Origin of the sequence: Desulfobotulus sp., assembly GCF_034006065.1 — a bacterium.
Taxonomy (GTDB): Bacteria; Desulfobacterota; Desulfobacteria; order Desulfobacterales; family ASO4-4; genus Desulfobotulus.
Genome location: NZ_JAVETM010000003.1, coordinates 70,526 through 95,540 on the forward strand (window position 1 = coordinate 70,526; position 25,015 = coordinate 95,540).

Below are 25,015 nucleotides of genomic sequence, written 5' to 3' on the forward strand. Positions count from 1 at the left end.
CCCAGGAAGGAAAAACCCCATGCAACCTGTCCCCAAACCCCTTTTTTCCTGCCTTGCCCTTTTTTTCGGACTTCTCCTCTTTGCTCACACCAGCCCTGCAACCATGGGAGGCCCCATACCCGAGAGCCTCAAACCCTGGATTCCCTGGGTTGAGGATCAGGACAAAACCCGTCTTTGTCCGACCGGAACCGATGAAACCCCCCTTTGCATCTGGCCGAACACCCTCACCCTTCGTCTGGACGATCAGGGAGCCCGCTTTTCCATGGACTGGGAAGTCTTCTCCGAAAGTGCGGTTCCCCTTCCCGGCGATGAGGGCCTGATGCCCCGGGACGTCCGGGTAAATGGCTCCCTCCACCCTCTTCTTGTGGAAAAAAACCTTCCCCTTGTATACCTGAAGCCCGGCGCTCACCGCCTGGAAGGCCGATTTTCCTGGCCCCGCATCCCGGACACCCTTCAGCTCCCTCCGGAAATCGCCCGCATCCAGGTGTACAGAGACAACAGACTTCTCAGTAATCTGCTGCGGGATGAGCGGGGAAGACTCTGGCTCCGACAACCCGCCTCCGTACACACCGAAGCCGCAGAACATCGGCGTACCAGCATCCGGATTTATCGGAAAATCCAAGACGGCCACCCCCTGGAAATGGAAACCCGTATCCAGCTTGCCGTTTCCGGTGAACCCCGCCAGGAGACCCTTCCCATTCCCCTGCCCGAAAACAGCGCCCTGGTTCTGGTGGACAGCCCTCTCCCCCTGAAACCTTCCATGGCCGAGGGCCTGGTTGTGGATCTTAAGCCCGGAAACTTCACCCTGCGCCTCATCCATCTTCTCTCAGGAAATGATCCGCGTCTTTCTGTACCAGGCCGTCAGATGGACGAAATCTGGGTTTTTGTGCCCAGGCCCGAACTCCGGGCTGCGGAACTTCAGGGTGGAAAATCCATAGATCCCCGTCAGACTTCCCTTCCCCATGAATGGAAATCCCAGGCGGCCTACGCCATGGACACCCAGGCCAGCCCCTCCCTCCATATCCGGGAAAGCAGACCTGAGCTGCCCGAAGACAGACTCCACATGAAACGGGATATCTGGCTTGACTTCAACGGTCAGGGCGCTACTGTCCGGGATCAGATCACAGGCCTTCTCCACTCCCGCCGCTATCTGGGTATGGAAGCCGCAGGCCCCCTTCTGCCCGGACGCATCACCTATCTCGGCCAGGATCGCCTCATCACCCTGCATGAACAGCTGCAGGGCATCGCCCTGCCCCCAGGCCCCCTCTCCCTTACTGCCATCAGCCGCATGGACCAGCCCGTTTCCGGCAAAAAACTACCCTTGGGCTGGCAAGCCACCCTGGAAAATCAGGATATCACCCTGCACCTGCCCCCAGGCTGGCACCTGGCCACCATCCAGGGAGGCAGAACGGCGGATCAGAACAGCCTTTTTTCCCGATGGACCCTCCTCGATTTCTTTTTCCTTGTTCTTCTTTCCGGTGCTGCCCTGAAAATCTGGGGAATCCGCTGGGGGCTTGCCTTTGCCATCGCCATCGCCTTTTTCCACCACAGCTTTCCCCTGCCCCTGCCCTACTGGTTTTTCCTGGCTGCCACCGCAGCTCTCGGTAAATACTTCAGCGCACGCAGACCCCACCCCTGGGCCCTGGCAATCCTTTCCGGCCTGCACCTTTTCCTTCTCCTTGCAGCCGTTCTCGCAGCCCTGCCCTATGCTGCGGAGCAGATCCGAACGGCCCTCTATCCCCAGCTGGAACGCCTTGAAAGAAGAAGCTCCTGGGATCCCCATTCCCCCGCTTTCACGGAGCCCTTCCTTGGGGCCGAATCCCTGGAACATCCGGAAAGCGCCCCTCCCAGAATCCTGCGAAGCGCCAAATCCATGGATGCCGTGCCTCTGGCCGCCATGGCGCCCGAAGACAGACCCAAGCTTCCCCCGGTCACCCAGACAGGTCCCGGGATTCCGGACTGGCAATGGCGAAGCATCCCCATACAAACAGGCTTTGCAGGCCCTTCCCACAGCCTCACCCTGCTTCTGATCCCTCCCTTGGCCGCCTCCCTGGCCGCCTTTTTCCGTGTGGCCTTTGCGGCGCTGGTTCTGGCCCGTCTGGCCGCAGGTTTCCCTTATACGGCTCCTCCCCTGCGCAGGGCCGCAGCCATACTCCCCGCCCTCTTTTTCCTTTCCCCCCTTGCCCTCGGCAAGGCCCAGGCGGATTTTCCACCTGAATATCTCCTCAGGGAGCTTAAAGAAAAAATTACCACCCGCCCCGCCTGCCACCCCCACTGCGGTCGAAGCGGCCCCGCCATCCTCACCCTGGACAGCCCGGACACCCGCAAGCCCGCCTTTATCCTGGAACTGGAACTCCATGCAGGAAGCCCCCTGGCCTTTGCCCTTCCGGAAACGGATCCTTCCCTGCCCACTCCCACCTTTGCCCTCAACGGAGAAAATCCTTCTGTGCTTCGCTGGCATGGACGCAGCCTTGTTGTTCTCAAACCGGGTATACACAGGCTACGCATGACAGGCGATCTTCCCAGAGGCCGTTTCCGTGTAAACTTTCCCGCCCCTCCGGACAGCCTCAGCCTCCAAGCACCAGGCTGGCGAGTGGAGGGGCTTTCCGGTGACGGCCGCATCCGGGATATGCTGACCTTCACCCCCGCCGGAGAAAGCCCTCCGGATCTTGTCGCCGAAGAACCGGACATTCTGCCCTTTGTCCGGGTCCATCGAAGCATCCACAGGGGCCGGGAGTGGGAGGTCCACACCTCTTTATCCAGGGCCTATCCGGGAAAAGGCAGCGGCCATGTCCGCATCCCCCTGCTGCCCGGAGAAACCATACTCCGGGAAGGGCTGACCATCCGGGATGGTCATGTGGAGGTCCCCATCCCTCCCTTTGGACAAAACCTTTCCTGGGAAAGCCGTCTGCCGGAAAAGGACAACCTCCGTCTCCAGATGGCCCAGACCCTGGATTTCGGGGAATCCTGGGAAATCCTCGGGGATACGGACCGGGCCTTACGCTTTTCTGGGGACACGGCCCCTCCCAGGACTACGGGTCGGGGCCTTCTCTGGCAACCCCTTCCCGGACAGCATCTGGATATTCTTTTTCCCGCAATCCCCCCTGCGCCGGGTCCCATTCTCACCACAGAAAAGCTTCTGATCAAGCTGGACGCAGGTAAAGAGCGCAGACGTCTCGTTATTGAGGCCAGCATACGCTCCGGCAAAGCCCTGCAGCATCCCATCACAGGCCCTGAAAAGGGCGTTCTCCAGGAACTTCGCATCAATGGAGAAATCCAGCCCCTGCCCAGAGAAAACGAGCCCCTGCTCCTTTCCCTCACTCCGGGTTCGCATACCCTTATTGCGGTATGGGAGCTTCCCCAGGCCAGAAATGCTTTTTCCCCCCAGCGCATCCGCATGCCCACCCTTAACCTGGATATGCCCACGGTCAACATTCTTCAGGAAATGCACCTGGATCCCGGACAATGGCTCCTCTGGACCTATGGGCCTCTGCTGGGACCTGGGGTACGCATCTGGGGATGGGTTCTCCTGGTTCTTGCGGGAAGCCTTCTTTTCGCCCTCAAAGTCAGGCTTTCTCCCCTGCGCACCCGGGATTGGATCCTTCTCGGTCTTGGCCTTGCGCCCCTCTCGCCCCTGGCCATCCTCATTGTCGTTGCAGGATTCTTTCTTCTTCACTGGCGCAGCACCCAGACCCAGAACCTGGGAAAGGCGCACAATCTCCTGCAATGCGGCCTTTGTATCCTCCTTTTCACCATGGGGCTTATCCTCCTGGCCGCTGTCCGGAACGGGCTCCTCGGCGTGCCGGACATGCAGATCGCAGGCAACGGTTCCTCACCGCACCTCCTGCGCTGGACCGCAGACCGCAGCAACGGCGCCCCTCCTGGGGCGGGAGTGTGGCTTCTGCCCCTTTCTTTCTGGCGGATTTTCATGTTCGCCTGGGCCCTCTGGCTGGCGGCCCGGGTTCTCTCCTGGGCACCCTGGGCCTGGCGGGCCCTGCTCACCGGTGTTGCCTGGCAGGGAAAAACAAAAACCAGACCGGAAGATACGGGACTGCGCCTGGATCTTCCCCAATCCCAGGTCTCAGATCCAGCCCCAAAGGCGGACAGGCCCGACCCTGCAATATCCTGAACATTTACAGGAGGCTTATTCGATAAACGTTCAATAAAAATCCTTGCCCTGGTATGCGGATTTTGCAATAAGGCGGCATTCAAGATCTGAAGCATAAATCAGGAGGAAAAAATGTCATCGTCCACAGAAGCCGCCTCTGACCACACCCTGTTCGTGAAAACCCATCGGAAAGAAGCGGACCTTGAGCTGGCGGCAAGGTCCCGCTCTTCCATTGCCGCCTATCCCATGGGCCTGCTGCTCTTTTATTTTCTGACCCCCTTCAGTAAGGACCTTCCCCTTTTTTTCTGGACCCTCTGCGCCGCCGTACTGATCATCACCCCCCTGCGCTTTTTTGTGGCCAGAAAAACCGAACAAAACTATGATGATGCGCCCCTTTTCTGGCATCGCCTGTTTCTTCTCGGGAATTACAGCATCGCTTTTTTCTGGGGACTCACAGCCTTTGTATCCCTTCAGCACTACGGCCTTGAGTGGGTCTCTCTTCTTGTGGTGCTTTCCGTCTGCGGCCTTGGCGCCGGGGCCAGCTCTTCCATGTCTCCCAGGCTCTCTGTGGCTTTTGTCTTCACCCTCCTGGTCATCGGGCCCAACATCCTCTGGGGACTGATGCACGGAGAATCCGTTTCCCTTGCCTTTTCCGCCTTTATCCTCTTTTTCTTTGCCATGCTCATCATGGTGACCCGCTCCAACCACAGATGGTACTGGACAGGTCTTAAGGACAAGATCCGCATTGGGGAGCAAAGCCGAAAGCTTGAACTTCTCTTTGCTGCTATGGGGGAGAAATCCGGCCACCTCGGGCAGTCCGCCGCAACCCTCAAGGAAATCTCCGGAGAAACGGCAAAGGATACCGAAGCCCTTTTCACCAAATCGGAAACCGTCACCCAAGCCACGGACACCATGCGCCGGAACATCCAGGGGGTGGCCGCGGCCATGGATCAGGCCACAAACAACCTCAACTCCATTGCTTCTGCTGTGGAGGAAATGACCGCCACCATCCAGGAGATCGCCCACAGCACCCAGAACGCCAGCCGCATCACCCATGAAGCCGTCCAGAAAGCCACCCTGTCCACGGAAAAAATCCGGGTGCTGGGCCAGGGCGCCGCAGCCATTGGCCGCATCACAGAAGTGATTACGGAAATTTCCGAGCAGACCAATCTTCTGGCCCTGAACGCCACCATTGAAGCCGCCCGCGCCGGAGATGCGGGCAAGGGTTTTGCCGTCGTGGCCAATGAGATCAAAAACCTCGCCCGCCAGACGGCCGAAGCCACCCTGGATATCCGGCGACAGATCGAAGAAATCCAGAGCGCCACCCAGACCAGCATCGGTGATATCTCCGCCATTTCCACGGTGGTGAACCAGGCCAACGAAGGGGTGGCTTCCATTGCTTCCGCTGTGGAAGAGCAATCCGTGACCATGCAGGAAATCGCCCGACACATTACCCAGGCCACGGCCGGGATCCAGGAAGTCACCACCCGTGTCACCCAAAACGCCCACAACGCCGCTGCCATCACGGAAAACATCCGGGAAGTCCGGGAAACCAGCCGCAAACTTGCGGACAATGGCAGAACCGTGGATACCCGGGCCGCAGAACTCAGCCATATTTCCAAGGCTCTCAATACCCTTGTCACCTCCTGAAAACCTCCTCCGCAGGCGAGACCGCAAGCCAGGGCCTCGCCTGCGTCCACATTTCCCACCGTTCTGAACCCGTCCTTCCTTTCGCTGGAAAACCCAAAAAAACGGCTGGTACCGGATAAAAAAGAAACAGCCTTCCCACGTTGCGCCTCATCCTGGATACTTTTTAAACAGAGTGCTGTCCCTTTCCCCCCCAAAACCCTTTATTTTCTTACGGTCCGGATTTTGCTACACTCTTGCGGCATTGGTCCCCGGGCCAGACATACGCCGCAAACCTCCAACGGGATTTTTTCTTGATATGAAAGCTGCGGAAATCTTTTCCAACCGGTTCTGGGCCTCCTTCCCACCCTGGGTTGTCGCCGGCGCCTCCCTCGTTCTTTTCCCCCTTGTGGGATTTGCCACCTTCAATACCATTCAGAGTCAGAAGGAAAGCGCCTATCGCCTCCTGCTGGAAAAGGGAGCTGCCCTCATCCGCGCCTTTGAGGCAGGCACACGCACGGGCATCGCCACGGCCCAGTGGCAGGGATTCAGGCTCCAGCACCTTCTCCAGGAAACGGCCCGACAACCCGATATCCGGTACCTGTTTGTGATCCGTGAAAACGGTACCATCATCGCCCACAGCCAACCGGAGCGGGTTGGCATGCAGATCCAGCAGACTCTCCTGCCCCCCCCTCCCCAGGTCCAGGAAAGTTTTGATTCCGGACGTACCCGCAACATCCTCTACTGGCGCATCCTCCAGAGCAGTGACAATCCACCGGTTTTTGAAGTGTACCGTCCCTTTCTCCCGGATCCGGATCAGGATAACCTCCTCCAGCAGCGTCTGCGCCTTCTTACAGGGCTGGACCCCGTTCTCGCCGCCATGCCTCGCATGCCCGAAGAAAAACTCATGATTTTCATCGGACTCGACATGCACAACGTGGAGCGGGCCCGGGTATCTGACATGTGGCATTCTCTCCTGATGAGCGGCATGATGCTCCTTGTGGGGTTTGCAGGGATTGTCTTTGTACTCCTGTTCCAGAGTTTTCAGCTCACCCGCAGCACCCTTTCCCGGGTCAGGGCCTTTTCCAACCACCTTGTGGAAAACATGCCCATGGGACTCATGGCCTTTGACGACAGGCTCATGCTCAAAACCCTCAATCCCTTTGCAGAAAAACTCTTACGCATTGCCCCCCCCCTTCCCGGAACCCCGGCCCGCATGGTACTTCCTCCCCCGCTTTTCGACTTTCTCCTTTCTGCGGATATTCATTCTCCGGCCCTTTCGGGTGAAGGCCTTTATCGGGAAATTCCCTGTCTCCGGGAGGACACCCCCCTGCGCCTGGAAGCCTCCCTCTCCCGCATCGCTCCCGCAGGGGAAGACGAAACCGGCGGCATCATGCTTCTCATCCGGGATCTTTCCGAAATCGACGCCCTAAGAAAAGAAATTCTCCGGAACCAGCGCCTGGTCACCGTGGGTAAACTGGCCGCAGGGGTGGCCCATGAAATCCGAAACCCCTTGAGTTCCATCAAAGGCTTTGCCACCCTGTTCCGCCAACGCCATGGCAACAACCCGGAAGAATGCAAGATTGCCGATATCATGATCCAGGAAGTGGACCGCCTCAACCGAGTGGTGGGGCAGCTTCTGGATTTTTCAAGGCCCGTGGTCCTCTCCAGGCGATGCGCCTGCATCCGCAACCTTGCCGAAGCCACCTTGCAGCTGGTCAGCTCCCTTGCGGCCAACGCGCAGGTTGATCTTGAAAATCGGATTTCCGAAGACCTGCATCTCTATCTTGACGAAGACCGCATCCGGCAGGTACTCTTGAACCTCTTTCTCAATGCCATCGATGCCATGAAAGACGGCGGCATTCTCACCGTTTCCAGCCAGGTTCTGGATACGGAGGTCCGCATTGAAGTCCGTGATACGGGCAGAGGCGTGGAAGAAAACGCCCTGCCTCATATTTTTGACCCCTACTTCACCACCAAGTCTTCGGGTACGGGTCTTGGCCTTGCCATCGCCCACAACATCATGGAAGCCCACCACGGCAAAATTGTGGTATCTTCCACGCCCCAGCAAGGCAGCGCCTTTACCCTTATTTTTCCTGGAAAGGATATTCAGGATGCGTCCTGCCATCCTCATCGTGGATGATGATCACGCCCACAGAACCATGCTGGAAACCATGGTTAAAACCTGGGCCTACGAAACCCACACCGCAGACGACGGCGATACAGCCATTGCTGCGGTGGAAAAACGCGCCTTTGACCTGATTCTCATGGACATCCGCATGGTGCGCATGTCTGGGATTGAGGCCCTGGACGCCATACGCAAGATCAACCCCGCCATTCCCATTGTCCTCATGACGGCCTATGCCTCCGTGGATACGGCCGTGGAAGCCTTAAAAAAAGGCGCCTACGACTACCTCACCAAACCTCTGGATTTTGAAAAACTGAAAATCACCCTGCTCCGCGCCATGGAACATGTGCGGCTCAAGGATGAGAACTACAGGCTGAAGGCCCAGGCCGGAGAGCTCTTTGACCGCAGAAACATTGTGGGCAACAGCCCGGCCATGCGTCAGCTCCTTGAAACCCTCACCCAGGCGGCTCCGGCGGAAGCCACCGTTCTCATCACCGGGGAATCCGGCACAGGAAAAGAGCTGGTGGCCGGAGCCATCCATTACAACAGTCCCCGAAGAAACGGTCCCTTTGTGAAGATCAACTGTGCGGCCATCACAGAAACCCTTCTCGAATCCGAACTTTTCGGCCACGAAAGGGGGGCCTTCACCGGTGCGGACAGGAGAAAGGAAGGCCGTTTTGTTCAGGCCCACGGCGGCACCCTTTTTCTCGATGAAATCAGCTCCATGCCCATGAGCATGCAGGCCAAGCTTTTACGGGTTCTGCAGGAAAGGGAACTCACGCGGGTGGGGGGGGAAGAGGTCATTCGTCTGGATGTGCGGGTGGTGGCGGCCACCAACGTACCCCTGGAAGACATGGTGAAGGAGGGATCCTTCCGGGAGGATCTCTATTACCGTCTGAATGTCGTGACCCTCAGGCTGCCCGCCTTACGGGAAAGACGGGAGGATATTCCCCTGCTGGCCGACCGTTTTCTCAAGGATTTTTCCGAAAAAAACCGCAAAGACATCAAAGGGTTTTCTCCCCAGGCCATGGATCGCATGCTTCGCCACAGCTGGCCAGGCAATGTACGGGAACTGATGAACGCCATTGAAAGGGCGGTGGTGCTGTCCACAGGGGCTTATCTGGATGCAGCCATTCTTCTGCCGGACTTTTCCAGCACAGACAGCCTGCCTGTCCTTGCACCCCAGGAAGCCGAAGCCATTGTGCCTTTGGAAGAAGTAGAAAAGGCCACCATCATCCGAACCCTGAACGCCCTGGACGGCAACAAAAGTGAAACCGCAAGGCAGCTTGGCATCACGCGCAAGACCCTGCACAAAAAACTCAAAAGCTATGGGATGATGCCGGACAGCACCCCTTAAAAAAAACGCCACTCCGTATGTTCCAGCACAATCCGGATTCCGATTCCCATAAGCACAAGCCCGCCCAGCACCTCAGCCCAGACGCCAACACCAAAGCTCTTTGCCATGCGGTAGCCCCAGAACATACCCAGGCCGGTCATAAAAAAGGCCACAAGGCCAATGACCAGGAGAGGAAGGGTTGCGGAAATCTCCATAACAGAAAGGGAAAAGCCTACGGCCAGGGCGTCAATGCTTGTGGCCACGGATAAAAGAACCAGGGTCATCCCCCGCGTGGGATCCACCCCTTCTTCCATCCCCTCCTCTCCCTGAAGACCCGATCGGATCATGTTGATCCCCACGAGCCAGAGCAGCCCGAAGGCCAGCCAGTGATCCCAGGGCTGGAGAAAATCCCGTAATCCCAGGCCAAAGCTCCAGCCAAGCCCGGCCATGCCTGCCTGAAAAAAACCAAAATGCCAGGATAACCGCAGCATCGTCCTCGGCCCGATCCGTTTCATCCGAATGCCTGCGGCAAGGGCAACGGCAAAGGCATCCACGGCAAGGGCCAGGGATATGGCAAGCAGATGAAAAAGGGTCATGCCTTACCGCCTACAGGGTCAGATAGGAAGAAAGGGGCAGGGCGCGGAAAGCAAGGGCCAGAATGAACACCCCTCCCGCGCACTCGGAAAAAGGACGTATCCAGGGAAAATCCCCCATAAAACGCCCCAGGAACAGGCCACCAAAGGCCATTCCCATACCCACCCCCGCAGCAAGAGAGGCCAGGGTCACCATGGCATGGGGCAGGATAGAAAGGCCCACACCCACGGAAAAGGCATCCAGACTGAGAATCAGGGCCAGAGGCAGAAGGGAAAAACGACAATAGCGCGCCACGCACACGCCCCGACGAAGACCACAGCGGATACGGTTTCCGCCGATTCCGAAAAGCAGGACAAAAACCAGCCAGGGATACCAGCCGGACAACCAGACTCCGGCCGCCTGCCCCAGGGTCCAGCCTGCCAGGAGCATGCCTCCTTGGAAAAAACCAAGAACTCCGGAAAAACGGAATGCCCGTCCCCATGCCACCCTTTCCATACGAAGTCCCTGGCTCAGGGAAAGGACAAAGGCGTCCGTTGCAAGGATCATGGAAATAAGAAGCATCTGAACGGGACACATGGGGAACCTCCCCTCTGCTGAATGATCCGGCCTGACCTTTCACCACCGGCTCCTGCCCCTTCTTTTCGGCGCCTGGCCCAAAAAGCTTAAAAATCGAATGTTTTAAGCCTGTCGCCCTGGAAAGAGCACCCTGTCCCTGTTTCAATGCAACAAACATGCCTGCTCCAGAAAAACCCTTACCCGCCTCCCCTGTTCCGGCGGAAGCACGGATACGGGCAGTCGGGAAGTAAGGGTAAAACCTGCGTCAAAATACAGATCCACACGGAAAAACGCGCCAAAAAAACGGCGTTCCCCCACCCGGGCCCAAAGCCAGGGGGAAGTTTTTTCCCCCTTCTTTTCCCCTTCAGTCCCCAAAATCCCTACCCCTTGCCCCTGCATCCCATCTTCCAGCAGGCGGACGCGCTCCGGCCGGATAAGAAGGCCTGCGTCAGCGGGCAGATCCGGAAAAAAAGCCCGAAGGACCGGGGGTAACTCCTCTGCGGAGAAAACATTGGGCTCTCCCAGAAAACGCGCCACAGCGAGACTTCCGGGATTCATGGAAAGGATTTCGGGCGTATCCATGCGCACCAGACGCCCTTCCAGCAATACGGCAATGCGGTCTCCCAGAAAAAAGGCTTCTTCCTGATCATGGGTAACAAAGATGGCGGTAAGCCCTCTTTTTTTAAGAATCCATCGCAGGTCCCGGGCCAGACGCTCCCGCAGGTTGCGGTCCAGGGCCGCCAGAGGCTCATCCAGAAGCAGAAGCTTCGGAGAGGGCGCAAGGCTCCGGGCCAGAGCCACTCGCTGACGCTCGCCGCCGGAAAGTCCGTTCACACGCCGCCTTTCCATACCGGAAAGCCCCACAAGATCCAGCATTTCTCCCACCCTGTCCCGGATATCCCGTTTGGCCATACCCGCCATGCGCAGGCCAAAGGCCACATTGGCACCGACATGAAGGTGGGGAAAAAGGGCCGCGTCCTGAAAAACCAGGCCCACGCCTCTCTGGTGAGGGAGCAGTGGCCCCAGATCCAGGCCGGAAAGGCGCACCCAGCCTGCATCCGGATTTTCAAGCCCTGCAAGGATGCGCAGCAGCGTGGTCTTTCCACCTCCTGAGGGTCCCAGGAGGGTCAGAATCTCCCCTTCCGCAAGACAAAGGGAAACCCCGTCCAGGGTTTTCAGGGGTCCATGCCATTTTTCAAGATCTTTCACTTCAAGCAGAATACGCATCATTCATCCTGTGCACCGCCCGCCCGCATCAGCCCCATGAGACGGGAAATCAGCCAGAAGCTGCCTGCCGTCATAATCATAAGCCAAACTCCCATGGCCATGGCCTTGGCATAGTTCAGGGGACCGGGATGGGAAAGGTAACGGTAGATACTCACCGGCAGGGTGGCAAGCTCAGGCCGTACGGCAAAAAGGCTGGCTCCGAACTCTCCCAGACTCACGGTAAAGGCAAAAAGAGCCGCAACGCCCACCGCAGGCAGCACCAGGGGCAGCTCCACCCGCCACCAGGAGGTCCAGGGCGAAGCCCCAAGGGTGGTGGCTGCTTCCCGGAGATCCCTGGGCACACTGCGCAAAGCGGGCAGAAGCACCCGCATCACAAAGGGAAAGCCCACAAGACTGTGGGCCAGAATGACCAGAAGGGGGGTTCCCCGCAGATCCAGGGGCCAGTGCAGGGCCAGAATAAAGCCCAGTCCCAGCGGTACGGCGGAGGTGGCCAGGGGCAGCATGAACAGAGATTCGGTCACAGCCCGGAAACGGGAATCCCGGCCAGAAAGAAAAAGGGCCGCGCAGAGGCCCATGCCCAACCCCAGGCCCAGGGACCCCAAGGCAAAGAAAAGGGAGTGGCCCATGGCCGCAGCAGGGGATACCAGAAAAAGACCATCCCCCACCTCCCGGAAAAGTGCGGTGTACGCGCCAAAGGACCAGGCATCCCCACCCGCAGGGAGGCTGTCGCCATGGCCAGCAGGGGCAGGGCGATGAGAAACCCGGAAACCAGAGCCAGAGTTCCGGCAAGACGGCTTCGTCGGCCCCCTCCCTGCCGTTGCCGTCCTCCGGAAAAGGCCATGGTGGTGCGAAAACGCCTTTCCAGACGCCCTTGCACGGCAATCACCATAAAATTGAGCGCCAATTGCACACAGGCCAGAAGGGCGGCCACAGGAAGCTGAAAAAGATGCACCGCCCTGCGGTAGATTTCCGTTTCCAGGGTGTTCATGGCTGGCCCGCCCAGCATGAGGATCACGCCAAAGCTTGAAAAGCAGAACAGAAAAACCAGAAGCGAGGCGGAAAAAAGAGCAGGAGCCAGAAGGGGCAGCGCCACATGCATAAGACCCTTCACATTTCCCGCCCCCAGAACCCGCGCCGCTTCCCATACGGATTCGGGGATTCGCGCCCAGAAACCACCCACAATACGAAAAACCACCGCGTAATTAAAAAAACCATGGGCCAGAATCACAAGCATCAGGGAGTCTTCCAGGAAGAGGGGTCTTCCCCACAGAAAACGGGAAAAATCCGCAAAAAGCCCCGAAGGCCCAAGCAGAGACAAAAAAGCCGCAGCCACCACCACCGCAGGCAGCACAAAGGGCAGGCTTGCGAGCAGAGCAAAAAGATTCCTTCCCGGAAAGGAACAGCGGGCCCAGGCCCAGGCTCCGGGCAGGGCGATCACCAGGGTAAAAAAAGTGGAGAGCAAGGCTTGCCAGAAGGTAAAGCCCAGGATGCGGAACAGATCACCACTGCCCAGAAAACGGAAAAGTCTTGGATCCCCGGCCTCAAGGCCCCGGAATCCAAGACTTCCGATGCAGATCAGGGGATAAAAATACACATAGGCCAGAAAAAGGGCCGGAAGGAGAAACAAAAAGCCCTTTACCACAAAAGCCCGTTTCACCGGAGTACCACCCGGGTCCATTCATCCATCAGGGTTTCCCGCAGGGCATCCATGCGCTCTGGTGAAAGCCCGCCCTGGCCCTCCAGTTTTCTGGCGTGGCGGGTGAACACCTCGGGAAGGGCGGCCTTTTCATTGGCGGGAAACATGAACATAGCCAAGGGGATGCTTTCCTGCACAGGCAGATCCAGCATCCAGTCCAGCCAGAGGGCGGCCAGATCCGGCACAGCCGTTCCCTTCAGAATCCCGGCAAACTCCACCTGCCGAAATCCCGTTCCAGGAGCCGTGATAGCGGCTGTGGGGCTTTCCTCCGGCTTTTTATCAGAAAAGTGTACCTCCGCCGCAGGACTTGAGGCATAGCTGACCACAAGGGGTCTGTCCCCCTTGGAGGCAGCCGTGAAATGCCCCCAATAGGCTTCCTTCCAGGAGGACACCACCTTTACCCCATTGGCCCGCAGCCCTTTCCAGAAATCAAGGTACCCCTCCTCACCAAAGGTCGCCACTGTGGCCAGCAAAAAGCCAAGACCCGGAGACGAGGTGGCCGGATTCTGCACAACAAGAAGATTCTTGTATGCGGGCTTAAGAAGGTCGGCAAGGCTTTCGGGAGGCGCAAGCTTTCTTTCCGCAAACCAGGCCTTGTCATAATTAAGGCAGACATCCCCATGGGCCACGGGCAGAAGCCGGAAGGAGGCATCCATTTTCAGGGCTTCAGGAACGGATTCCAGAAGGGCGGAGGCGTGGGGTTCGAAAATATCCGCAGCCAGAGCCCGGCCCATGAAGGTGTTGTCCACGCCGTAAAAGACATCCGCCATGGGTTTCCCCCGGCTCAGGATAGCCTGATTCAGGGCTGCGCCCGTGCCTCCGGCTTTCAGAAAACGTACCTTCACCCCATGGGTTTCTTCAAAGGCCCGCACCAGAGCGGCATCCAGGGTAAAGCTGTCATGGGCCATGACCCGCAGAACCCGCCCCTCCGAAGCCTGAAGGGGAAGAACGCCAAGACAGCCCAGGGCAAGCAGCCAGAAAATTTTCCGGAAAAACCCCATCTTCCCCTCCTCTTCCTACAGGCTTCTGGATTTTTCCATGGCCCTTTTGAATCCGGGCATAGCACCTGTGATGGTGGCATCGGATACACAAAAGCTTAAACGGAAATGCCCAGGTCCACCAAAGCCGGAACCAGGAACGGCCAGCACCTTTTCTTCCTGCAAAAGACGGACAAAGGCCACATCATCGGCAATGGGACTTTTGGGGAAAAGATAAAAAGCGCCTGCGGGCAGGGTGAATTCATAACCCGCCTCCCGAAGTCCATCACAGAGCAAGCTGCGCTTGCGAGCGTATTCGCCAATGTCCACGGTCACGCCCTGGAGCTGGCCCACCACCCGCTGCATGAGGGCAGGAGCATTCACAAAACCAAGGATACGGTTGGCCAAGGCCATACCCGCCATGAGACGATCCCGGGCGTCCGCCGCAGGACAGATGGCCACATATCCGATACGCTCACCCGCCAGGGAAAGGTCCTTGGAATAGGAAGTGGTCACCAGGGTATTGCGGTAACAGGGAAAAACACCAGGGACTTCCAGGCCTTCATAGGTAATTTTCCGGTAGGGTTCATCGGAAATGAGGTACAGCGTACGGCCCAGGGCAGCGCTCTTCTGATCCAGCATCCGACCCAGGGCTTCCAGGCTTTCCCTGGAATAAATCTGGCCTGTGGGGTTATTGGGCGAATTGATGAGCACGGCCCGCGTCCGATCACAGATTCCCGCTTCAATGGCAGCAAGATCCAGCGTGAAATCCGGTTTGGTTTTCACCACCTTCACACTGCCCCCATGATTATCCGCATAAAAATTGTATTCCACAAAATAGGGCGCAGGCGTGACCACCTCATCGCCTGGCTCCAGAATACTCTTCAGAATCACATTCAGGCCGCCCGCAGCGCCACAGGTCATGAGAATTTCATCTGCGGTCACGGTCATCCCCTGCTCCAGGCTCACCTGGGCTGCAACCTTTGCCCGCACATCCGGATAACCGGGGTTGGGCATATAGCCATGGATCATTTCCGGATTGTCCGCAGCCACAGCTTCAAGGGTTTTACCAAAAGCCTCAGGCGGCGGCACATTGGGATTGCCCAGGCTGAAATCAAAAACATTCTCTGCCCCATAAAGCCCTTTCAGGCGGGCGCCTTCCTCAAACATCTTGCGAATCCAGGAGGACTTTTCAATGAACCCTTCCATTTTCTTGGTGATGCTCATCTCTTTTCCTTTCATGGTCAGTGGGTGATGCTCTGGGGTTTTCTGCGCGTGGGTGCCTGGGTCAGCCAAGCCCCCGCGATCGGTCTTCCAGGAATGTCGCACGGAAAGCGCGGAACCTGTTTTCCAGGATTGCAGCCCGCATCTTCCGCATCAGATCCAGGTAATAATGAATATTATGCAGGGTGTTCAGCCTGTAAGCCAGAAGCTCCCGAGATTTATACAGATGCCGCAGATAGGCCCGGGAGTAATGGGTGCAGGTATAGCAGCTGCAACTTTCATCCAGGGGTTTTTCATCCATGCGGTACCGGCTGTTGGCGATATTGATGTCGCCAAAACGGGTAAAAAGCTTGCCATTTCTCGCATTGCGGCTGGGCATGACGCAGTCGAACATGTCCGCGCCCATGGAAACCAATTCCACAAGATTTTCCGGCGTTCCCACGCCCATCACATACCTGGGCTTTCCCTGTGGCAGAAGCGGCAGGGTCAGGGCTCCCATCTCATACATCAGCTCCGTGGGTTCCCCCACACTGAGCCCACCAATGGCATAACCGGGAAAATCCATGGATACCAAGGCTTCTGCGGAGCGCTTACGCAAATCCGCAAACATCCCCCCCTGAACAATGCCAAAAAGACTGTTACGGCATCCCGTATCACGCTGCCAGGACTCCTTGCAGCGCAAGGCCCAGAGGCCCGTACGCTCCAGAGCCTCTTCCGCCAGTTTCCGGTCCGCAGGATAGGGAATGCACTGGTCAAGGCACATGAGAATGTCCGATCCGATCACATCCTGCATGGCCACCACGGACTCAGGCGTGAAAAGATGAGCCGAACCATCAATGTGGGACTGGAAACGATACCCCGCATCCGTAATTTTGGAAAGCCCGGCCAGGGAAAAAACCTGAAATCCCCCGGAGTCCGTAAGAAGGGGCCTTTCCCAGTGCATAAAACCATGCAGCCCGCCAAAACGGGAAAGAACCTCGGAACCCGGACGCAGGTAAAGGTGGTAAGTATTTCCCAGAATAATCTGAGCCCCGCAGGCCGAAAGATCTTCCGGGCTTAAGGCCTTCACCGTTCCCAGGGTTCCCACAGGCATGAAGATGGGGGTTTCAATCCTCCCATGGCGGGTATGCATACAGCCCGCACGTGCGGAAGAGTCCGATGAGAGGGCCTGAAGATCAAAGGTCAGCATAACATATCCTGAAAGGTCGGGATCCAGAGTGTCCCGGATCTGGACCCAGATAAAGGCTCAAGGAATTCCGGCCCGCTGCGCGCTCAGGCCTTCCCAAACCGCATCAGCCAATGAACATGGCGTCCCCATAACTGAAAAAGCGGTAACGCCGGGCAATGGCTTCCCTGTAGGCAGCCATGATGGGCTGATACCCGGCAAAGGCGGAAACCAGCATCATGAGGGTGGTTTCCGGCAGATGAAAATTGGTGAGCATGGCGTCCACAATCTTGAAATCAAAACCAGGATAAATGAAAAGATCGCAAGAACCCTTTCCCGCCGTAACACCTCGCCCTTCACGGCCCGCATACTCCAGTGTACGCACACAGGTGGTGCCCACAGCTACCACTCTGCGGCCCTCAGCCTTGGCCCGGCAGATGGCCGCCGCCGTTTCCCCGGAAATCTCAAAGCGCTCGCTGTGCATGCGGTGGGTGCGGATGTCTTCCACCCGAACCGGGGCAAAGGTGCCGTACCCCACATGCAGGGTCAGTCGACGGATTTCCACGCCCTGATCCGCCAGATCCCGGAGCAGGCCTTCCGTAAAATGCAGTCCCGCCGTAGGTGCTGCCACGGCTCCGGCATGGCGGGCGTACACGGTCTGATAATCTCCCCTGTCCTTTGGATCTTCCGAATCCCGGAGAATATAGGGCGGCAGGGGCAGACTGCCCGCATCCAGCAGGGCCTGGGGGAGAGGATCCTCACTGTAAAAGGCAAGCCGCGCCGAACCGTCCACCTCCAGGGCCTCCACCTGAGCCCGGATTCGCTCTCCGATCAAAAGAAAACTTCCCACAAGGGGTCTCTTGGAAGCCCGCACCAGGCAGGCGCAGCGGAATACTCCTTCTTTTTCCAGGGCCTCACATCCGCCCACATAATCAAGGATCAGGACTTCCACCCGACCGCCCGTCTCCTTTTTACCCTGAAGCCGCGCAGGAATCACCCGTGTATCGTTGAGTACGAGAAGATCCCCGGACCGCAGAAGCTGGGGGAGATCCCGGAAATACCGATGTTCCATGGAGCCGCTGAGTCGATTGAGCGCCAGAAGGCGGGAAGCATCCCGCTCCGGTGCGGGATGGGCGGCAATGAGCTCCTGGGGCAGGGTGTAGGCGTAATCCGAAAGAAAAAACATGGGGTATCCATCATAAGGCAGTACACATTCTTGATACATATCCAAAGGCCGTCCCAGGTCCGAAAGCGCCTCAGCTTCTTCGGCCCATGTATACCAGAACCAAGCCCACCAGCATGAGTACAGCCCCGAAGCGTCGCAACCTTGCGTCCGGAACCCGAAGCATCTGGGCCAGCACAGCCTTCATTCTGTCAGGAAAGGCAAAATAGGGAATTCCTTCCACAATCATCACCATACCGATCACACACAAAAAAAAAGCCATGCAAGCCTCCCATAAAAAACCACTCCGCTTTTACCCGCCAATCCCCGGCTTAAGATACGCAGTCGTCCTTTTCCAATTTTTTCCCCGCCTTGTAAAGGATAAAAGGCAGGGGAGAGCCTCCGAAAACGCGTAAGAAGATTGACACAAGGGCGTCATCATACTAATTTTTTCTCCCTGGCTGGAAAGAAAAACTTACCCACACGTTTTAAGGATATTTTTATGGATTTTGAAACGGTCATCGGCCTTGAGGTGCATGTACAGCTCAAGACCGCAAGCAAGATATTCTGCGGTTGCTCCACCGCCTTTGGCGCTGCGCCCAACACCCAGACCTGCCCTGTCTGCCTGGCCCTGCCCGGTAGCCTGCCCGTGCTCAACAAAAAGGCTGTCACCCTGGCCATGAAAGCCGTGATGGCCACAAACTGCACCCTGAACCGGGAAAGCCGCTTTGACCGGAAAAACTATTTTTATCCGGACCTCCCCAAGGCCTACCAGATTTCCCAGTTTGCCATGCCCATCGGAGAACACGGATGGCTGGACATTGAAGTGGAAGGGCAGAAGGAAAAAAAACGCATTCACATCACCCGCATTCACATGGAAGAAGATGCGGGAAAATCCAGCCACGATCCTTACAGACCCGCAAGCCTTGTGGATCTCAACCGGGCGGGCACGCCCCTCATTGAGATTGTCAGTGAGCCGGATCTCTCCTCCCCTGCGGAGGCTGTGGCCTATCTGCGCCAGCTCCACGCCATTGTGCGTTACCTCAATGTCTGTGACGGCAATATGGAAGAAGGCAGCTTTCGCTGTGATGCCAACGTTTCTCTGCGGCCAAAGGGAGAAACAAAGCTCGGCGTCCGGACAGAGCTGAAAAACCTCAACTCCTTCCGCTTCATTGAAAAGGCCATTGCCTATGAAATCAAGCGTCAGGAAAGCATCCTGCGGAGCGGCGGAAAAATCATTCAGGAAACAAGGCTCTGGGACAGCGTAAAAAACCAGACCTTTACCATGCGCAGCAAGGAGGAGGCCCACGATTACCGCTATTTCCCGGATCCCGATCTTGTACCCCTGGTATTGGATGAGGCCTGGGTGCAGACCGTGCGCAAAAGCCTTCCCGAACTGCCCGAGGCCCGCAGGACCCGTTTTATGGAAAATCTGGGCCTCAAGCCCGAAGACGCCGCCACCCTCACCGCCAGTCGGGAGCTGGCCGATTACTTTGAAATCTGCCTGAAAGCGGGCGGCAATGTGCGACGCTGCACAAGCTGGGTAACGGTACACCTTCTGGGCCTTCTCAACGCCAGGGGACTCGACATTGCGCACACGCCCGTTTCCCCCGAGGCCCTGGGCGAGTTGGTGGCTCTTCTCGAAAAAGGAGACATCAACGACAAGATCGCAAAGGAAATCTTTGAGGACATGGCCCAGACGGGCAAAACCGCAAGCATACTCATTGGGGAAAAAGGACTTGCCCAGGTATCCGACACCTCGGAACTGGAAGCCGCCGTTCTTCAGGTTCTGAAAGAAAACCCAGAGGAAGTCAGCGCATATAAAGGAGGCAAAACCAAGCTCATGGCCTTTTTCATGGGCAAGGTGATGAAAGCCACCCGGGGGCAGGCCAATCCCAAGGTGGTTACAGAACTTCTGCAACGGATGCTGGCCTGAAAAACACGCAACTTTTCCCCCAGCCACAGGCCGGAAACCCGGGAAAATCCACGCCAGATCTACCGGGTTCACCGTGATTCCCGATCCATAGAACCTTTGCCATGCCCCGGCACCTTTCCCCGAGCATCAAAAAGCAAAGCCCGGAAGATCCTGCTTCGATCTTCCGGGCTTTTTATTTCATGTTAACTTTACAACAAACCGCTTGTGCTCTTAGAAGCCGAAGGACAGGCGGGTACCCACAAGGTAGGGATCATCTTTACCCGTTGCATCGCCAGCAAAGAGGTAGGCACCCACAACGTCCAGGTTCAGGTTGTCCATGACCTTATAGGTGGCTTTCAGGTTAATTTCCGTACCCAGGTCAGATTCCATTTTGCCATTGGGTGCAAGAACATCTTCCACAAGCTTGGCATACCAGACGTCCGCAGTGACCTTCAGCTTGGGCATGGGAGACATGGAGCCACCGAGGTTGACGGCCATGATGTTACCGATCTTATCACCAGGGGCGTTGTTGGATTGATGATTATCGAAGATACCCAGGCCCATGATTTCAGACCAGTAGTAGGACTGACCTGCGGGAACAAAAAACTGCTCATAATCACTGCCGCTATCATCTCCGCTGGCGTAGAACATCTGACCATGCACTTTAAAGGCATCCAGATCCACATCACCACCCAAGGCAACAAGATAGGCCTTTACATCAACACTCTTACCTGCAGGAACTCCGAAGCTATTACCTGCTATAGCATCAACGCTACCAAACTGATAAATACCCGTGAACCATGCGGAACCCATGCCATAATCCATGTCCGCATTCACACCCAAGTAGTAGAGATTTGCTTCTTTAATACCACCCATATATTGGGTACCAGTCCCAGGATCAATAAAGTTTTGGGTATTTTCAGAACCAATCCACATAAAAAACGGATTCACGGCAAGCTGATCAGACACCTTTACCGTGGGGTTTACAACAAAGTAATCCACATCTTTTTCATTGGCCTTTTTACCCATGTCGCCTTCGGTGTGCTTGATCCACATCACAGGAACATCAAAGCCTGCGCCTTGATAGGTAACAACGGCACCGGAAAAGTCATCATCAAGGATGAAGCCGCGTGCAATAACGCCGCCCTGGGTACCGATTTTTGCGTTCCAGTCCCCAAGGTTCATGTCCACATAGGAATTCTTGATGCGCCAGTCATTTTTACCATCCGCACCAATATCGCCGCCGTCATTATCACCCCAGACAGCGTTAAACTCAAACTTGTTCACAAACTTGAAATCATCGGAGAACTTCGCAGTGTAAAAAAGGCGGGTACGTGTGTCCACCTCGGAAAGATCTCCCTTCCCATCAGGAGCAAAGTCCTTCTGGGTATAGGCTCTGGTTCTCCAGTAGCCACCGAACTGATTTTCAAACGCGGATGCCGGCAGGGCGAGGGCCGCAAGGGCCACAGCCGCAACGGCGGAAACAAACAGCTTTTTCATGGGCATTCTCCTTAAATGAACTGTCAGATGTTTTTTGCCGGGTTCTCCGCAGGGCCTGACCCTTCTCCCCTCGGAGAAAAAAACTTAAGGAACATGGTTAGCAAGGGTCTTCTTCAAAGTCAAGGAAGAAATCATCCCTGTTTTTTGCCAGAGAAGCCTTTGCACAGAAAAAAAAATCGCATATATGAAGATCAGGAAATATTTGATCTGCCATGGCCTTACATCAGGAATCCATTTTCAACCAAAGGAGCCTTTCCATGCAGCGGCCCGCCTTTTTTTTCCTTTGCATCCTTTTCAGCCTTCTGATGGCAGGTGCCCCTCTCCATGCCCAGGAGTCTGTGCGCCTGGCGCCACCGATTCTCCATGCGCCCGAAAACCTTAAATTCCTGGGAGACGGCATCACCGCCCTGCTCACCACCCAGATGGAGAACGCCGACCTGCTCGAAAAGGATCCTGAAGCCGCGGGCTATGAAATCCGGAGCGTACTCACAGCCTTCGGTGGAACCATGGTCACCGACCTCACCCTCATGGACCTGGATACGGGCAAAGCCGTCCTCTCCCGCCGCCACAGCACCCGGGAAGAGAGCGAGATTCTGCCGGAAATCACAGCCTTTGGTGATGCCGTCCTCACCTTTTTACAGAAAAAAGGCCCTGTCGCGGAAACGGCCCCGCCTGTACCTTCCGCCATCGTTTTCCAGACAAAAAAAGCGTCTCCCCTCCCCGGAGCCCCTATCACCTTTCAGATCCAGGGCATCAGCGCCCCCCGGCAAGGCGCCTTGGTTTCCATGGATAACGGAGACCTTACCGGCGACGGAGCCATGGAAATCGTCCTCGCGGACCGGAACACCCTCCGCCTGCACACCGCAGATCTGCAAAGGGAACTGGCGGCCTTTTCCCTGCCCCATTACGAACACATCCTCCGAGTGGATGTGCTGGATACCAACGGCGATGGAAAAGCAGAAATCTGGCTCACCGCCATCAATCCTAACACCCAGAGAATGCGCTCCAGAGTCCTTGTCTTTGCGCAAGGAGAAATCCGTGAGGCCACGGGCATTGAAAACCGATTTTTCGCCAAAGGCCGTAACGAAGACGGACGCTCCATCCTCCTGACCCGGATGCGCGGATTCCGGAATACCCTCTTTTCCGGCGATATCACAGAAGCACGCCTCAGCGGCAACGCCATTCGCCTGCACGAATCCCGGCATCCCCAGGACGCTCTGTTTGACGCCATTCCTGTCCGTGTCCGGGATCTGCAGACCCAGGATCGTCTCCATATCGGAGACAAGGGCATGCTCTCCCTGGTTTCCCCGTCCGGGGAAACGGTCTGGGAAAGTCGGGACGCCTATGCAGGATCCCCCGTATTCATTGATTATGTCCTTGAACAGAAGGACGGACCGCCCGAACGCTTTTATTTTCCGGGTCGCACCCGCATCCTTTCCCAGGAGGGAGAACCTGAGAAACTTCTCGCCATCCGGAATGTCGAAGCCGCAGGCCGTCTTTTCGAGAGAATGCGCATGTTCCGCTCCGGTAGCCTGCACCTTCTTTCCTGGAACGGATACTCCCTTGAAATCGCGGGGTTCACCCAGGATTTCGATGGATATATTGCTGATTTTATTTACATTCCATCCGAAAAAAATTCTCCGGCCAAAGTCCTCTTTGCCCTTGTCAAAGGTGGGGGAAACCTTTCCCTTGCTCCTGAAACCCGCTTTGTCACCTGCTCCCTTTCCCCCTGATTACCCGACTGCCGGGAGGACGCCTTATCCTCCCGGCTCCACCCTTCCTGCTTTTTCCTTGACTTCCCCACTTCACTTCGTTAAATCATGAAACACCGTTCGCTTTTCACAATGCTTATTTTGATCAGAAAACCCAATAAAGGTGCTTCAACATGGATTCCGAGGAAGACCCCTGTGCCAGGATCCGAACTCTCGTGTTTTGACATAAGCGGTTTTTTCCATTTTCCAGGCGAACATGGAAACCCCGGATTCTCTTCCTTCATGGGATAAACCTGCATGGGAGAACAGGCCCCAGGAATGAAGCCGCACCTTTTTTTGCTAAGTACACCAAAGATTTTATTTTATCATAAACCACCACCAAGGAGGCCTACGTGAAAAAGCAGATTCTGTGTTTGGCTACGGCTCTGGTCCTGGGAGCAGGAACGGCATACGCCGGCTGTGTCGATACCTTTGGCATCGGCGCCAAGGCGTCTGCCATGGGCGGCGCTTTCAGTGCCTATGCCGACGATCCCTTTGCCGTTTACTACAACCCTGCGGGCCTGACCCAGATTGATCGGCCCACCCTCGCCGCAGGCGTGCACATGATAGATCCCACCATCAAGCTCAAGGATTTCTATGTGGAAGGATCCAGCGATCCCCGGTTCCCCCGCACAAAGGCAGAAGCCGTCAATTTTTCCGATACCTCGGAAAATCTTTACGCCCCGGCCCTGGGCTTTGCCATGCCCCTGACCGAGCGCCTTGCTTTAGGCGTTGCCATATACGCCCCCTTTGGTCTTGAGATGGAATTTTCCAACAACGCCAAAACCAACCCCACCGCCTACAGCTCCTTCCACTCCTATTATTTCCGGGAAGTCATCACCCCCAGCCTCGCCTACAAGGTCAACGACAAACTCTCTCTGGGTTTCGGGGTTTCCATCGGAAAAACCAAATCCGCTGCAGAAAAATACTATTACCTTGGCACCCAGAACCTGACCAGCGAAGGCCCGTACTATGATAACCTCAGAGCCCTGGATGGCGCACACCTGAAGGTCGAGCTGGAGGATGAAATCAATTACTCCTTTAACGTGGGCGTCATGTACAAACCCACCAGCACCATCACCCTGGGTCTCACCTACCGCAGTGAAACGGATGTGGACTTTGAAGGTGACGCCTATCTCAACGGTCACAAAGTTGCTAAGGCCACCCTGGATTACAACCATCCTCAGCAGGTACAGGCTGGTGTCCGCTATGCGCCCCACAGCCGTTTTTCCGTAGAAATGGACGTAGTCTGGACCAACTGGGGAATCAACAAGGATCAGGTGGAACCCCTTACCGCCATCCCCAACTCCCCCATTACCCTGCCTGTTAAGGAAGTGCGCTCAGATCGTCGCTGGGAAAACACCCGCCAGCTTCGCTTTGGTGCCGAATATGTCATGAACGACCTTATCACCCTGCGTTGCGGTTACTTCTATGACCCCACTCCCATTCCCGACGACACCCTGGATACCATGTGGCCGGATGCGGACAAAAAGACCTACTCCATTGGCGCAGGCTTTAACCTCGGAAGGGTTACCATTGATACGGTCCTTCAGTATACGGACATTGAACAGACCCGCATGATCGGCGGCGAATCCGGAAACCTCAACAAAGCCTTCCAGGGTTTCTTGCAAGAACCCACCCGCGTCCATGCCAAGGCCGAAGGCCACCTTCTGGGGGCAGGCTTCACGGTTTCCTACCGTTTCTAAGGTCTTCTGATACCCAAAGGAAAAAAATCCGGCAGGAATCCTGATTAACCCAAATCTATAAAGGGGAGACGGCGGTAACGCCCCTCCCCTTTTCTTATCTCCCCTTGCCCAACCCCATTCCGCAGCCCATATCCCCAGGCGATATTCCCATTTCTTTTCAAAAAAGCCCGGATTGACATCCTTTTCCATCTGATATATCAATGGTATGAAAATTGGTTTTTCATGCGGATATGAAATCCATTCAGCATCTTCTTTTTCTTTTACAGAAAACCAGAGATTTCCGGACCAGCGTCAACCGGATACAGGACCTCTTTATCGCCCCAGGGCGAGCTTTTAACAGGATTT

General features: G+C 56.5%; 18 protein-coding genes. 7 read left to right on the plus strand and 11 right to left on the minus strand.

Going from position 1 to position 25,015, the window contains the following annotated elements; translation table 11 throughout:
* The first annotated feature begins 19 nt into the window (after window positions 1-19).
* The 4 genes from RBR60_RS02620 to RBR60_RS02635 all read left to right on the plus strand — a co-directional run bounded on the left by RBR60_RS02620 (window position 20) and on the right by RBR60_RS02635 (window position 9,219).
* Window positions 20-4,129, plus strand: a complete 4,110-nt coding sequence (locus RBR60_RS02620) for a hypothetical protein (protein ID WP_320354218.1) — start codon at window positions 20-22, stop codon at window positions 4,127-4,129.
* 111 nt (window positions 4,130-4,240) lie between these two features.
* Entirely contained in the window at window positions 4,241-5,758 is a 1,518-nt protein-coding gene (locus RBR60_RS02625) for a methyl-accepting chemotaxis protein (protein WP_320354219.1), read from the plus strand.
* Window positions 5,759-6,053: 295 nt separating this feature from the next.
* A complete protein-coding gene (locus tag RBR60_RS02630; protein WP_320354220.1) occupies window positions 6,054-7,877 on the plus strand; it encodes an ATP-binding protein in 1,824 nt (607 codons plus the stop codon).
* On the plus strand, window positions 7,849-9,219 hold the full coding sequence (locus tag RBR60_RS02635) for a sigma-54 dependent transcriptional regulator (protein WP_320354222.1): 1,371 nt from the start codon (window positions 7,849-7,851) through the stop codon (window positions 9,217-9,219). Before RBR60_RS02630 ends, RBR60_RS02635 begins: the two co-directional genes overlap by 29 nt.
* Here RBR60_RS02635 and RBR60_RS02640 read toward each other — a convergent pair.
* From RBR60_RS02640 to RBR60_RS02685, 10 genes are all read right to left on the minus strand, one after another.
* On the minus strand, window positions 9,216-9,794 hold the full coding sequence (locus tag RBR60_RS02640; protein WP_320354223.1) for a manganese efflux pump MntP family protein: 579 nt from the start codon (window positions 9,792-9,794) through the stop codon (window positions 9,216-9,218). The genes RBR60_RS02635 and RBR60_RS02640 overlap by 4 nt on opposite strands.
* Window positions 9,795-9,804: 10 nt before the next feature.
* Window positions 9,805-10,368 carry a manganese efflux pump MntP family protein gene (locus RBR60_RS02645; protein WP_320354225.1) on the minus strand — a complete coding sequence of 188 codons (564 nt, stop codon included), beginning with the start codon at window positions 10,366-10,368 and terminating at the stop codon, window positions 9,805-9,807.
* 141 nt (window positions 10,369-10,509) lie between these two features.
* Window positions 10,510-11,574, minus strand: a complete 1,065-nt coding sequence (locus RBR60_RS02650; RefSeq protein WP_320354227.1) for an ABC transporter ATP-binding protein — start codon at window positions 11,572-11,574, stop codon at window positions 10,510-10,512.
* On the minus strand, window positions 11,574-12,149 hold the full coding sequence (locus tag RBR60_RS02655; RefSeq protein ID WP_320354228.1) for an ABC transporter permease: 576 nt from the start codon (window positions 12,147-12,149) through the stop codon (window positions 11,574-11,576). Before RBR60_RS02655 ends, RBR60_RS02650 begins: the two co-directional genes overlap by 1 nt.
* Window positions 12,092-13,252 (minus strand): ABC transporter permease, encoded by a 1,161-nt coding sequence (locus tag RBR60_RS02660; protein WP_320354229.1) that lies wholly within the window; start codon window positions 13,250-13,252, stop codon window positions 12,092-12,094. Before RBR60_RS02660 ends, RBR60_RS02655 begins: the two co-directional genes overlap by 58 nt.
* On the minus strand, window positions 13,228-14,271 hold the full coding sequence (locus RBR60_RS02665; protein WP_320354231.1) for a thiamine ABC transporter substrate-binding protein: 1,044 nt from the start codon (window positions 14,269-14,271) through the stop codon (window positions 13,228-13,230). Before RBR60_RS02665 ends, RBR60_RS02660 begins: the two co-directional genes overlap by 25 nt.
* Before the next feature lie 15 nt (window positions 14,272-14,286).
* On the minus strand, window positions 14,287-15,474 hold the full coding sequence (locus RBR60_RS02670) for a pyridoxal phosphate-dependent aminotransferase (RefSeq protein ID WP_320354232.1): 1,188 nt from the start codon (window positions 15,472-15,474) through the stop codon (window positions 14,287-14,289).
* Window positions 15,475-15,535: 61 nt separating this feature from the next.
* Complete coding sequence (gene tgt / locus RBR60_RS02675) at window positions 15,536-16,660, minus strand: tRNA guanosine(34) transglycosylase Tgt (RefSeq protein ID WP_320354234.1); 1,125 nt, start codon at window positions 16,658-16,660, stop codon at window positions 15,536-15,538.
* 103 nt (window positions 16,661-16,763) lie between these two features.
* Window positions 16,764-17,822, minus strand: a complete 1,059-nt coding sequence (gene queA, locus RBR60_RS02680) for a tRNA preQ1(34) S-adenosylmethionine ribosyltransferase-isomerase QueA (RefSeq protein ID WP_320354235.1) — start codon at window positions 17,820-17,822, stop codon at window positions 16,764-16,766.
* A gap of 70 nt (window positions 17,823-17,892) precedes the next feature.
* A complete protein-coding gene (locus RBR60_RS02685; RefSeq protein ID WP_320354237.1) occupies window positions 17,893-18,081 on the minus strand; it encodes a DUF2065 domain-containing protein in 189 nt (62 codons plus the stop codon).
* 219 nt (window positions 18,082-18,300) lie between these two features.
* Between RBR60_RS02685 and gatB the strand changes: the two genes are divergently transcribed.
* Complete coding sequence (gatB, locus tag RBR60_RS02690; RefSeq protein WP_320354239.1) at window positions 18,301-19,734, plus strand: Asp-tRNA(Asn)/Glu-tRNA(Gln) amidotransferase subunit GatB; 1,434 nt, start codon at window positions 18,301-18,303, stop codon at window positions 19,732-19,734.
* Between the two features lie 210 nt (window positions 19,735-19,944).
* Here gatB and RBR60_RS02695 read toward each other — a convergent pair whose 3' ends face one another.
* Window positions 19,945-21,213: a hypothetical protein gene (locus tag RBR60_RS02695; protein WP_320354241.1), complete on the minus strand. Its 1,269-nt coding sequence runs from the start codon at window positions 21,211-21,213 to the stop codon at window positions 19,945-19,947.
* A gap of 257 nt (window positions 21,214-21,470) precedes the next feature.
* On the opposite strand from RBR60_RS02695, the gene RBR60_RS02700 reads away from it, so the two are divergent.
* Window positions 21,471-22,946, plus strand: coding sequence for an FG-GAP-like repeat-containing protein (locus tag RBR60_RS02700; protein ID WP_320354243.1), 1,476 nt, complete (start codon window positions 21,471-21,473; stop codon window positions 22,944-22,946).
* 371 nt (window positions 22,947-23,317) lie between these two features.
* Window positions 23,318-24,670, plus strand: a complete 1,353-nt coding sequence (locus tag RBR60_RS02705; protein ID WP_320354245.1) for an OmpP1/FadL family transporter — start codon at window positions 23,318-23,320, stop codon at window positions 24,668-24,670.
* The last annotated feature ends 345 nt before the right edge of the window (window positions 24,671-25,015 follow it).